This window comes from Chryseobacterium sp. AC405b, assembly GCF_979258685.1.
This window is the reverse complement of record NZ_OZ409877.1, coordinates 747,571-760,520: the sequence shown is the minus strand read 5'-3', so window position 1 is coordinate 760,520 and position 12,950 is coordinate 747,571. Positions and strand designations below refer to the sequence as shown.

Below are 12,950 nucleotides of genomic sequence, written 5' to 3'. Positions count from 1 at the left end.
CAAATCTTCATTTTCGGAGTCTAATTAGGCATAATTAAGTCTCCCAATGAAGAAAATTATTCTGGCCCTTTCAGTTGTAGCATCAACCATCACTTTTGCACAAGAAACAAAGGATACAAAAGTAAAAGAAAAAGAAATAGAAGGTGTTGTCATCACCAAAACTAAAAAAGCCGTTGAGCAGAAAGCCGACCGTACCATTTTCGATTTTTCCGAGCAGCCGCATCTGAATAACGGAAACGTTTTGGAAGGCATCAAAAAACTTCCCGGTCTTGTCTCAACCGATATTGCAGGAATGATGTACCAGGGAAAAGTTCTGGATGTTTATCTGAATGGAAGACCTCTCAATATTTCAAGCAACGAATTAAATTCTTTTCTGGAAGGAATGCCTGCCAATTCTGTGGAAAGAATAGAGGTGATCACGCAACCCGGCGCAGAATTTCCTGCAACTTCGGGTGGAGCGATAATGAATATTATTACCAATAAAAATGCTAATAAATATTTAACCGCAACTTATTCCGGAAACTATAATTTTTCTAACGAAGACAAACTGAGAAGCAGAACGAGCCATTCATTAAACCTGAATGCAAGAAACAAACTGTTTGGATGGCAACTGAGCGTTGGGCAAAATTATCGTGAAAGTATGCTGAATTCTAATCAAGACAATCTAATGTTAACCAATACAGACAGGATCGGGCGCGGATATTTCGCAAAATCCGGTTTGACATTTGATCTGGGAGAAGATCGGTTGCTCTTAAACTACGACATTTATCACAATAAAAATGATAACTATACGTCAAGTAATGGCTTGGCAGATATCTTGGTTGATGAAAATCCTGATATTTTCAGAGAAATAAGCTTTAATGCTTTTGATGCGGCGAATACCAATAATTTAAGACAGGAAGCGGTTGCGACATATCAGGTTCGTTTTGATGATAAACAAAAAAAACTGGATTTTCAATTTGGATATACAAAGTCAGACAGCAAATTTGGTCAGGATAATATTTTCAGACAAGGATTATTCACAGATTCACCAACAGGAGAATCATATAATTTTACTGCCGGAAACGTCCTAGAAAATAGCTCAGATATGAGAATTGCCAATTTTAAAGTAGATTATTCTCAGCCTTTAAAGATTCTGGATGAAGGAAAAGTAAGCTTCGGAGGTTTATATGAAAAGCAGAATTTCGATACCGAAAGTAAAGGCTTAACCAATCTGGAATATCAGAGGCAAACCGCTTCTACGTATCTGGAATTTCAGGCAAAGCTGAAAAAATTTGATTTTATTGCCGGAGTCAGAGCCGAAAATTATGATATTTCAGGAGTTACAAGAATTGACAGTGCTTCAACAATTATTCAAAAAGATCTGATTCCTTTTAATAAATTCAAGCTTTTCCCGAATGCAAGTGTGCAGTATAATGTGATGAATCAGGTTTACGCATTGGCAAATTACAATAAGAAAATCAGTCTGCCGAGTATTTCTGCATTGAATCCCAACAACAGCACGTTTCAGGGACCCAACACACAGGTAACAGGAAATCCATTTCTACAACCCACGATTTTTGATAATTATGAAGTGAAAATTTCGGCTTTTGATTATGCGTTTATCGGGTACAGTGTGAGTAATGCAAAAAACCAGGTGGCTCAAATCATCAGACGAGAAGGGAAAAACATCTTCAATGAGCAGGTGAACATTTCTAATATGAAAATTCACAACTTTAACGTGGGTCTTCCTATTCCGTTCATGATTTTCACGAAACCATTGAGCGAAATCATGAAGTTTGATTTTAATCCGGATAAAATTAATTTCATGTATTTATATGCAGGCTATCAAAAGCATGATATTGACAATCTGAAGAATAATGGTTTCTGGATTTTTAATTTAATGGCTCAGATTCTTCTTCCAAAAGACATCAAGCTAACAGCTAATTACAGTTACTTAACTCCAAGAGCAGGATATTTTTACTTTACCGCTGAAAAACCTTTTAATAATTCTGTAGATATTACGTTGACGAAGAAGTTTATGGATAACCGTTTGACAGTTTCCATTTTCGGTAATGATATTTTAAACGGACAGGTAATGCAGATCAGAACCAATAATCCTTCCGGTGGAGAAAGTCTTTTCATCAGAACAAAATACGACAGCAGAAATTTTGGACTTTCTGTGAATTATAAAATTCCTACCAAAAATAAACTGGCAAAAGAAGATGCGAACATCTTAAACAGCAAAAAAGAAAGAAACCGGTGGTGTAATGCAAACCGGTCAGTAAGTTGTTGGTAAAGATTGACTTATCAATATAAATAAAGAGTCGGCTCCGAATTTTATTCGGAGCCGACTCTTTTTGTCTGAATAAGTTAGCGTATTATTTCTTAATTATTTTAACGGTTTGTCTCGAACCATCTTTCATATCAAGTTGTAAAATATACATTCCCTGTGAAAGATCATTTAATCTTAAAACAGATTCTGGTTTCAGATTATTCCTTACCAATTTTCCTGTTACATCAGTTATTTGTATTGATTTTACCAACTCTGCTCTGTCGATATTGATAATGTCTGAGAAAGGATTAGGATATACTTTTACACTATTTTTTTTATCTGTTTCTAAGGTTGACAGACAAGCTGAATCTACCGTTGCTGTAACCGTTGTTCTTGCAGATTCACATTTGGTAGATACTTTCCAATCATAAAAATAGTAATATAAATCATTTCTCGGGGTGTTTGTTGGAGGTGCAGTTAATGTGCTATTGTTGATACTCACTAAATTTTGGAGAACGAATGGGTAGCCAAAATTGCCTCCTGGTGCATTTGCTGAAGGATCAAATAGCAATCCGCTAATTCCTGTATAATTTCCTGGGCGTAATTTATAATTGGTGCCCGGAGCAATAAGAAAATTAAGATCTATTACCTGAGCGACTGGTGCAGAAGTAGGAGCTCCGGTTACATTGACTGTTTTAGAATGAATTACAGCTCCAGATCCATCTACCACATCGATAGTTAAAGTTCCAGATGCACCACTTGCGCTTACAGGATAAACGGTTACAGTTTCTAAAGTAAAGAAACTAAGAGCGTCAAAAACCAACCCGAAGTTTGTTGTTCCTGCACCGCTAGAAGGATTTGCTGTATAGGTTGTTTTCCCGACCGAAAGACCGGTAGTTCCTGTATATGTGCTTACATAGTAATTTGTTGTAGCTGATAAAGCCGGTGTTGTATAGGTAGATCCGGTTGTTAATAAATTTCCACCGGTTTGCGCGTCATACCAACTGATAGTAGTACCTGCATTTGCAGTTGCCGAAAGAGTTGCTGACTGATTTTGGCAAACAGTTGCTCCTGTTGACGTTAAAATTGATGGTGGCTGACATAAAGTTGAAAACATGACAGTTTGAGATGACCATACACTAACGTTACCTGCACCGCAATTTGCTCTTACCCAAACGTAATAAGACGTTAAAGACGGTAAACCTGATAATGTTGTTGATGTACCTTGAAACCCAATTATATTTGGTGTCGTAGCACTTGTAGGTGGTGTACCAGATGTACTGTAATAAATATCGTAACCTCCTGAAGGCAAAGAAGGAGAGGCTGCCCAAGATAAATTTACAGAATTAATAGTGGGATTAGAAGTAGAAACATTTAATGGAGCATAACATGTTGGTGGTGTCCATGAATAAGTAAGTCCGGAAGTAGGCATTCCCGGGATTGCACTGGTAGTGTTAAAAGCCTGTGCACTGCTGTTAGCAATTCCTGCTGTAGAATTAAAGTATTCAGTTGTTGTAGCATTCAATCTGTTATTAAAATCTACGTTAGAGCTACCTCTTAAACCCACTTGAGTAGTTGCACTTACTGCAGTACTTCCTACAAGATAACTTCCGGAATCATACACCGCTTTTACAATGTTGGATGTTTCAGATAGTCGAATTTGAAATGAAAAAGAATAAATTGAAGTAACAGCAGTTGCAGAATTGGTTCTGAAATTTTTCCATTCTATTACTACTTCTCTGTTGGGTGCTGTACCTATAGTTTCCCAGACTACACTTCCTGTTCTCGAATTCACATCAAAATAGCTGCTTAAATCTCTTCCCCAAGCAGAAACCGCCCCATCATATAAAGCTGTCCCCGAAATAGGTGTGGTGTTAGTAGCAGTAGGAGCTACAGTACCAAATGTAATATAGCCATTCGTAGAAACATTAATAGAAGTATATACCAATCCATTAAAATTAAAGCTAAAAGGTAAAGTAACCGGATATACTTCACTGTTGAGATTAGTCGCCGAAGCATTTCCGGTAGCTGTTCCCAAAACAGTTCCAAATACTGGGGTATATGTTCCGGACGATTGTGCAAAAGTATAAGCACTTACCTGAGCTTTTACTTTTGAGATGCCGAAAAAGATTGCAATAACGATAAGCAAAGATTTGAAAAAAGAATCAATTTTGCTCATGCTGTAAGGTAACTTGTAGAGTTTAATCATAAAAAATTATTTTAGTTCTATAAAGATAAAGAATTTAAAAATAACATGAAAACACCTGAAACAGCATTTAAAAAAAAGCAAAAGACCTCTATGAATAAAGAATATTTATAAAATCTGAAGAATAATTAATAATTCTTTGCTTTTACGAAATCTCATAAAAATCCCACACATTTCTAAATTACACCAAGTTTCTGGCTGTTTTAAAAAATGTATGGGAAATATTTAAGCTTAAAAATTCTTTAAATATTCTTTAAAAAATATTTTTTGCGAATCAAATGCAATATCATCAAGGTTGATTTCTTTTACAGGAATCCACTGAGCCTCTGAAATTTCTGATAATTCTAAATTAACTTCAAACTTTTCTGAAACCTTATACTCGTAAAATATATCAAGGGTATTATAATCAATCTCTTTATACTGATATACGTTGGGTAGACTTGTCAGATACTGAAGATTATCAATGTCAATTTCCCATTGAAGCTCTTCAAAAAGTTCTCTTTTGCAAGTGTTTTCTGCGCTTTCTCTAGGGTCAACAAAACCTCCTGCCAAATCTAATTTTCCTTTTTTAGGTTCCTGATTTCTTCTCGTAAGATAGATCTCATCTTCACAGCGTATTACCACTGCTACTGCACCTGCAACGTTATTGTATAGTGTGAAATTGCAATTGGGACAGCTCCATTTTTTTTCTCCATCCCAATTCAATGATTCTTTGCCACAGTTAGGACAAAATTTCAATATTTTCATTCAGTAATTTTAGCCTTATTTCTAGGATGGTACGTGAGTATTACGTCGCGAAGTTCCTCGGTTTGCAAATGTGTATAAACAGCGGTTGTTGTAATACTCGAGTGTCCAAGCATTTCCTGTATGTATCTAAGGTCTACACCATTTTGTAAAAGATGTGTGGCAAAAGAGTGTCTGAAAGTGTGCGGGGATATTTTTTTACTAATCCCGGCTTTATCAGTAAGCTCCTTAATAATGATGAATACGATCACTCGTGACATTGAAGTTCCCCTGCTGTTTAAAAACAGGGTGTCTTCGTATTTTTTATTGATTTTATTTTGAGAACGTACCTCCTGAATATATTCTTTCAATAATTTTGCAGTGTAATTAGCTAATGGAACAAAACGTGTTTTGTTACCTTTTCCAACTACTTTGATATAATTTTCTTTGAAATTCAGGTTCGAAATTTTCAAGTCAATCAGCTCAGAAACACGGATCCCACAACCATATAAAACCTCTATAATACAGTGGTTTCTTTTGCCAAGATCTGTATGCACTTCAATGGCATCAATAATTTTATTAATGTCGGAGAGACTTAATGTATCAGGAAGATACAGACCTAGTTTTGGACCTTCAAGTAGTGAAGAAGGATTGTCTTGTCGTATCTCATCTTCAAGAAGGAATTTGAAGAATGCTTTGATAGAGGATATCCATCTTGCCTGTGATCTTTCGCTAAATTTTTGTTTAGAAAGAGTAAATATGTACTCTTGAAGATTTTCGTAAGAAATTACATCAGGACCTAGATTTTCTAAATCTTCTTCTGCGTAATCTTTTAATTTTTTAATGTCTCGTACATAAGCATCGAGCGTGTTTTCTGAAAAGTTTCTTTCAAATCTTAGAAAAATTTCGAAATCTTTAATTTTTTCATCCCAAGTCATTGTGTTGTGTTTTTATTTAAATTGTTAATTCATTTTCTGAAACCTGTATTATTTCGATACCATGGCTTTGTAAAAATGATATTCCTTCGTTATCAGAGTAAGCATTAATATAAACGAGTTTTTCAATTCCTGCCTGTAGAATCAGCTTGCTGCAATCTTTACATGGTGAGAGCGTAAGGTATAAAGTTGCTCCCCTTGCAGATTGTGCCGAACCGGCTAGTTTTAAAATCGCATTTGCTTCTGCGTGTAGTACGTACCAGTGGGTTTTACCAGTTTCGTCTTCACAGCAGTTTTCTGATCCGGAAGGGGTACCATTGTAACCATCCGAAATAATCATCCTGTGTTTTACAACAAGAGCTCCTACCTGTTTCCTTTTGCAGTAAGAGAGTTTTGCCCATTCCAGAGCCATTTTTAGATAAGCTTTATCAAACTTATTATACTTCTGCATCGCTTTTTTCGAAATAATCTGTAATTATTAGAAGTTAGGCTTTCTTTTTTCAATAAAAGCTGAAACTCCTTCTTTTTTGTCATCAAGTTCAAAAAGTTCACCGAAATATTTGATTTCAGTTTCAAAACCTTTATCCGTATCAGACAGATTGGTGGCATGTATTGCTTTAGAAATTGCCATTGGAGAATTGTTTGAAATAATCTTTGCTAATTCTTTCGTCTTTATTAATAATTCTTCAATAGGGTAAACTTCATTTACCAGACCAATTTCTTTGGCTTTTTGTGCAGGAATCATTTTCGCCGAGAAAATCATCTCATTCGCTCTGCCTTTTCCTACTAATTTTGGAAGTCTCTGTGTACCTCCGTATCCGGGAATTAATCCTAATGTTACTTCGGGTAAGCCCAACTTAGCATTTTCAGATGCATATCTTATATGGCAGCACATTGCCAGTTCTAAACCTCCGCCTAATGCAAACCCATTTACTGCGGCAATAACTGGTTTTGATAAATTTTCGATTTTATTAAAAAGAAAATTCTGTCCGTTTCTTGCAAGTTCTTCAGCCTGATCTGTGTTAAAATCACTGAATTCCTTAATGTCTGCTCCTGCTACAAAAGACTTTTCTCCACTTCCTGTCAATATAATTACTCTAACTTCATGATCAGAAACTAACTCATCTAACGCAGAACTGATTTCTTTTATTGTATTGGCATTCAATGCGTTTAAGCTTTCAGGTCTGTTGATTGTGATGATGGCAGTTTTGCCTTCTTTATCTATAATTATATTTTCATAATTCATTAGCAGTCTGTAATATTTAATAATGCGCAAATTAAAAATTATTTTGCAAAAAAATGGGAAAAAAGTATTTTTTTTTCCCATTTAAGTTTATTTTTCAAGTTTATTTTGAATGATTCATCATATTAGAATCAAGATTGATGTTTAATCCTGCCGCTACTTTCATACCAAGTTCAATATTTGCACGGAAAAAATGACAAAGTTGACGATTGATAATTTCATCTCTTTTAGGTCCGTCAATACCACTCATATGATCAATGATATTCTTAATCAATCGATCTCTGTCTTCCTGATTCATTGCTTTTGTATATAACAAACCTGGTTGTGTATAGTGATCATCATCATTTTCATTTCTGTTGAAATTAGCAACATGAGTACTGTCTAGCTCATATTCGAAATTTTTGTAAGATGAATCTGGCTGAATATCATCAAAACTGTTCGGATGATAATTTGGCTTGTCCTGATATTCACTGGAATCTGCCATAAAGCCGTCTCTCTGATAATTATGCACAGCAAACGGACATCTGTTTACCTCAAGCTGATGTGCATTAACGCCAACTCTGTAACGGTGTGCATCCGGATAAGAGAATAATCTTCCCTGAAGCATCTTGTCTGGAGAAAAGCTAATGCCGTTGATCAGGTTACTTGGTGAAAATATAGATTGCTCTACATGAGCGAAAAAATTATTCGGAATCTCATTTAATTCCATTTCGCCGACTTCAATTAAAGGAAAATCTCCCTGAAACCAAACTTTTGTAATATCAAAAGGATTCCATCTGAATTCTCTTGCCTCATCTTCGGTCATTACCTGGATGTACATTGTCCATTTCGGGAAATCACCATTGTCAATTGCATTACAAAGGTCTTCCTGAGCAAAATCAGGGTTTTCTCCTGCCATTTTTGTAGCTTCTTCATTGGTGAAGTTTTTAATGCCCTGCTTTGTTTTAAAATGAAATTTCACCCAGGTTCTTTGGTTGTTTTCATTGATCATAGAAAAAGTATGAGAACCAAAACCATGCATGTGTCTGTAACCATAAGGTGTTCCTCTTTCAGACATTAAAATTAAAACTTGATGAAGAGATTCCGGATTTAAACTCCAAAAATCCCACATCATCGTTGCACTTTTCAGGTTTGTTTTCGGAACTCTTTTTTGAGTATGAATAAAATCGGGAAATTTTTTAGCATCTTTTATAAAAAATACCGGTGTATTGTTTCCTACCAAATCCCAGTTTCCGTCTTCTGTGTAAAATTTTAAAGCAAATCCTCTTGGATCTCTTGCTGTATCAGCACTGCCTTTTTCGCCACCTACTGTAGAAAAACGAGCAAACATTTTACATGAATTTCCTACCTGAGAAAAAAGTTTTGCTTTTGTATATTGTGAAATATCATGAGTAACGGTGAATTTACCGTAAGCACCACTTCCTTTTGCGTGAACGATTCTTTCCGGAATTCTTTCTCTTACGAAATGAGCCAAATTCTCCTGTAAGATAAAGTCCTGAAGCAATACCGGACCACGTGCTCCAACTGTCTGGGAATCCTGATGCTCGAAATAAGGAGCTCCGCTTCCTGTTGTTAATTTTTTAGAATCCATATAATAATTTGATTAATTTTCATGAGATTTTAATAGCTGTAATTAGCTTAATAATTATCAAATTTAGTAGAAATTTTGATTGGTTATATCAAAAACGTCATATCTTTGTAATAGATAATATTAATCAGATGAACATTCAGCAATTGGAATATCTTATCGCTGTCGATAAGTATAAACATTTTGGTAAAGCTGCTCAGGCTTGTTTTATAACTCAGCCTACATTAAGCGCAATGATACAGAAGTTTGAAGATGAGCTGGATGTGAAGGTTTTTGACAGAACAACCCATCCAATTCGTACTACTGACGTCGGATTACAGATTATTGATCAGGCCAAAGTTATTATTGAGGGGGTAAATGAGCTTAGAAATAAAGCAAATTTGTTAAACAATATTTTAGGCGGAACCATCAACCTAGGAATTATCCCAACAGTTTCATCATTTATTCTACCCACTGAGATTTTTCATTTCCTGGAAGAAAATCCTAAAATCTTGATGAATGTAAAAGAAATGACCACTGATAATATTATCAAAGCTTTAAAAGCCGGAGAATTAGACGCAGGAATTATTTCTACACCTTATGATAATGCCAACGAATTTTATCAGGACTTTCTTTTTAATGAAGAGTTGATGATCTACAGTTCAGATACTGAGGCAAATAAGAAAAATACTTTTATCGTTCCTGATGAACTGAATGTAGAAAAAGTATGGCTTTTAGAAGAAGGAAACTGTCTGAGAAATCAATTTGAAAATATCTGTCATTTAAAAGAAAACAGATTGAAACCTAAAAATCTTGAGTTTTTAGCTTCAAATATTCAGACCTTAGTTCACATGGTTGACAAAGTTGGCGGAATCAGTATTTTACCTGAATTAGCTTTGAATCAGCTTTCTGAAGAGCAGAAAAGTAAGGTTTTCAGATTTAAAAAACCTTTTCCTTACAGAGAAATCAGTATTATTTATTACAAGCCGACTTTCAAGCAGAAAATTATTGATGAATTGGGATCTTTCATCAAAAGCTCGCTTGATACAAAGTTGAATTTTAATAAAAATCCTAAAGATTATGTGAGCATCAAACCTCAGTAATTTTTAAATTATTGATATAAATCATTAATTTCAAGAAAATTATAAATACCACGTAAAAGTTTTGAGTATTAAGAAAATAGTACTTAAATTTGCTGACGTTTATAACGAGGAAAAATTTGACCTGATTGCAACCTCTCTAAAAAAATGCTAAAACAGTATATTCTTTTTAGCTTTTCTGGGCAATTATTCTTTTTTTCTTCTTTTTTTAATTTAAAAAAAATACAAGATCATATGTCTTATTTATTTACATCTGAATCAGTTTCAGAAGGGCATCCAGATAAAATTGCCGACCAGATTTCCGATGCATTAATTGATCATTTTTTAGCATACGATAAAACTTCAAAAGTAGCTTGCGAAACCTTGGTTACTACAGGTCAGGTTGTTCTGGCAGGTGAAGTAAAATCGGGAGCTTATCTTGATGTACAGACCATTGCAAGAGAAGTAATCAACGGAATTGGTTACACAAAAGGTGAATATATGTTCAACGGTGATTCTTGCGGAGTAATTTCTGCGATTCATGAACAGTCTCCAGATATCAATCAGGGTGTTGACAGAGCTGTAAGTGACGAATCTTTCGAAGCTAAAGCAAATGCTCAGGGAGCAGGTGACCAAGGAATGATGTTTGGTTATGCAACCAACGAAACGGCTAATTATATGCCTCTTGCTCTGGATTTGGCACATACTATTCTAAAAGAGCTTTCTGCCATCAGAAGAGAAAATTCTGAAATCACTTATCTTCGTCCAGATGCGAAAAGCCAGGTAACAATTGAATATTCTGACGATCACAAACCGGTAAGAATAGATTCTATAGTAGTCTCTACTCAGCATGATGATTTTGCAGCTGAAGAAGAAATGCTTAATAAAATCAGAGAAGATATCAAAAATATTTTGATTCCTAGAGTTGTGGCTTTGCAGACTGAAGAAATAAAAGCATTGTTCAACGATCAGATCAAATATCACATCAATCCGACAGGGAAATTCGTAATTGGAGGTCCTCACGGAGATACAGGTCTTACAGGAAGAAAAATCATCGTAGATACTTACGGTGGAAAAGGTGCTCACGGTGGTGGTGCTTTCTCTGGAAAAGACCCTTCAAAAGTAGACAGAAGTGCTGCTTATGCTACAAGACATATCGCTAAAAATTTAGTTGCGGCAGGTGTTGCAGATGAGGTTTTGGTTCAGGTTTCTTATGCAATTGGTGTTGCTGAGCCATGTGGCTTATACATCAATACTTACGGAACGTCAAAAGTAGATTTGAATGACGGTGAAATCGCTAAAAAAGTCTCTACAATTTTTGATTTAAGACCTTACGCTATTGAGCAGAATCTTAAACTGAGAAATCCTATTTATCAGGAAACAGCTTCGTATGGTCACATGGGAAGAGAGCATTTTGTAGCCGATAAAACATTCAATAAAGGTCATAAAAATGAATTAACTTTAACAGGTTTAGAATTCTTTACCTGGGAAAAATTAGACAAAGTAGAAGAAATTAAATCCGCTTTTGGAATTTAATCTATTCTTTTAAATATTTAAACTGCTTTATCTTTATCAGATAAGGCAGTTTTTTTTAAATTTACGTTTTAAATAAAATAAGATGAAGAACTTCAAGTTGTTTTTGGCAATCGGGTGTATGGGTTTTCTGAGTACTTTTGCGAAAGCACAGGTGACCATTCATAAAATGATCAATGTAGGATATGTCTACCAAAATCAAAGCTTTGGTGAAGTGGGAGGAAAGTTTCTTTTTCTGAAAACTGATGATGTGATTTACAGATTGGGAGCCTCTGCATTAATGGGTTCTGCAAACTCCGAATTTGCCATTATGCCGAAAGTGAATGCAGACGTTTTGTTAAATTTTGAAAAAAATGTTGATTTTAAACATTCCTATTATTTTTTAGCGGGTGTTGAAGGAACAAACAAATATGTTGCTCCAAAGATTGGTGTTTCATTATTCGGTCTTTTAGATCTGACCGGAGGTTATGCTTTTTCTATTGCAGACAGCAGACTTAACGGAAAAGAGCTAAAAGGATTAAATATTAATTTCACACTCAATATCCCAACAACGTTCTTACATGACATGTTTAAGTAGAAAATTTTGTAGAATTCTTTAAAAAATTTAATAATTACTTAACAGTTATTAATTTTTTATTTATATTTACAACATAATTTAATGCTTATTGATAAGACTTTACTCTAATAGAATTTGTAGCGTACAAAAAACCCGACAGAATGTTGGGAGATTGTTTGTCTACAGTTAAATACTGAGAAAAAAGTCATGAAATCAACAGATAGCCTATTAATATCTCTGTACCAGAAAGGAGATGAAGAAGCATTATCAACCCTTATACACCGTCATCAAAAAGACCTCTTTTCGTTTATTCTCTATAAAATTAACGATGAAGATCTGGCAAATGATGTTTTTCAGGATACTTTTATCAAAATCATCATTATGCTGAAAGAAGGACGTTACAATGAAGAAGGGAAATTTATTCTTTGGGCAAAAAGAATTGCACAAAATTTAATCATCGATCATTTCAGAGCAAAATCTAAAAACATAAAAGTTTCTGAGACCACTTTTGATAATGATGAGTTTTCAATATTTGATTTGATAAGAGAGCCTTCAGAAAATATTGAAGATCAATTGGTAAGTATGCAGATTCAGGAAGATTTAATTAAAATGCTGCAATTTTTGCCGCCGAATCAACAAGAGGTGATAAAACTCAGGTTTTTTGACGGGCTGAGTTTTAAGGAAATCGCTGAGCATACAGATATGAGCATCAATACGACTTTGGGACGTGTTCGCTATGCTTTAATCAACTTAAGAAAAATCATGGAAGAAAATAATATTGTACTGACGAGATAATAATTCACAATGTTTCACGTTTTAAAGAAAAAGCAATTTTTGCCTATGAAAAATAACGA

The 12,950-nt window shown here is 34.7% G+C and carries 11 protein-coding genes; 5 read left to right on the top strand and 6 right to left on the bottom strand.

The window, feature by feature from the left end:
• Window positions 1-46 precede the first annotated feature (46 nt).
• Complete coding sequence (locus tag ACZZZA_RS03630) at window positions 47-2,278, top strand: outer membrane beta-barrel protein (RefSeq protein ID WP_463429846.1); 2,232 nt, start codon at window positions 47-49, stop codon at window positions 2,276-2,278.
• A gap of 82 nt (window positions 2,279-2,360) precedes the next feature.
• Here the strand turns inward: ACZZZA_RS03630 and ACZZZA_RS03625 are convergent, their stop codons facing one another.
• The 6 genes from ACZZZA_RS03625 to ACZZZA_RS03600 form a co-directional block, all read right to left on the bottom strand.
• The gene (locus ACZZZA_RS03625) at window positions 2,361-4,463 is read right to left on the bottom strand and encodes an Ig-like domain-containing protein (RefSeq protein ID WP_463429845.1); all 2,103 of its coding nucleotides are present in this window, start codon (window positions 4,461-4,463) and stop codon (window positions 2,361-2,363) included.
• Window positions 4,464-4,691: 228 nt separating this feature from the next.
• On the bottom strand, window positions 4,692-5,207 hold the full coding sequence (locus ACZZZA_RS03620) for an NUDIX hydrolase (RefSeq protein ID WP_463429844.1): 516 nt from the start codon (window positions 5,205-5,207) through the stop codon (window positions 4,692-4,694).
• The gene (gene xerD / locus ACZZZA_RS03615) at window positions 5,204-6,121 is read right to left on the bottom strand and encodes a site-specific tyrosine recombinase XerD (protein ID WP_463429843.1); all 918 of its coding nucleotides are present in this window, start codon (window positions 6,119-6,121) and stop codon (window positions 5,204-5,206) included. Before xerD ends, ACZZZA_RS03620 begins: the two co-directional genes overlap by 4 nt.
• 16 nt (window positions 6,122-6,137) lie before the next feature.
• Window positions 6,138-6,569, bottom strand: coding sequence for a deoxycytidylate deaminase (locus ACZZZA_RS03610; RefSeq protein ID WP_463429842.1), 432 nt, complete (start codon window positions 6,567-6,569; stop codon window positions 6,138-6,140).
• Window positions 6,570-6,596: 27 nt separating this feature from the next.
• Window positions 6,597-7,364 carry an enoyl-CoA hydratase-related protein gene (locus ACZZZA_RS03605; protein WP_463429841.1) on the bottom strand — a complete coding sequence of 256 codons (768 nt, stop codon included), beginning with the start codon at window positions 7,362-7,364 and terminating at the stop codon, window positions 6,597-6,599.
• Window positions 7,365-7,464: 100 nt separating this feature from the next.
• Window positions 7,465-8,952, bottom strand: a complete 1,488-nt coding sequence (locus tag ACZZZA_RS03600) for a catalase (RefSeq protein WP_463429840.1) — start codon at window positions 8,950-8,952, stop codon at window positions 7,465-7,467.
• Between the two features lie 128 nt (window positions 8,953-9,080).
• Between ACZZZA_RS03600 and ACZZZA_RS03595 the strand changes: the two genes are divergently transcribed.
• From ACZZZA_RS03595 to ACZZZA_RS03580, 4 genes are all read left to right on the top strand, one after another.
• Entirely contained in the window at window positions 9,081-10,031 is a 951-nt protein-coding gene (locus tag ACZZZA_RS03595) for a LysR substrate-binding domain-containing protein (protein ID WP_463429839.1), read from the top strand.
• A gap of 231 nt (window positions 10,032-10,262) precedes the next feature.
• Window positions 10,263-11,543, top strand: coding sequence for a methionine adenosyltransferase (gene metK / locus ACZZZA_RS03590; protein WP_463429838.1), 1,281 nt, complete (start codon window positions 10,263-10,265; stop codon window positions 11,541-11,543).
• Between the two features lie 82 nt (window positions 11,544-11,625).
• The gene (locus ACZZZA_RS03585; RefSeq protein ID WP_463429837.1) at window positions 11,626-12,117 is read left to right on the top strand and encodes a hypothetical protein; all 492 of its coding nucleotides are present in this window, start codon (window positions 11,626-11,628) and stop codon (window positions 12,115-12,117) included.
• A 186-nt stretch (window positions 12,118-12,303) separates the two neighbouring features.
• Window positions 12,304-12,891, top strand: coding sequence for an RNA polymerase sigma factor (locus ACZZZA_RS03580; RefSeq protein WP_463429836.1), 588 nt, complete (start codon window positions 12,304-12,306; stop codon window positions 12,889-12,891).
• Window positions 12,892-12,950: the final 59 nt, after the last annotated feature.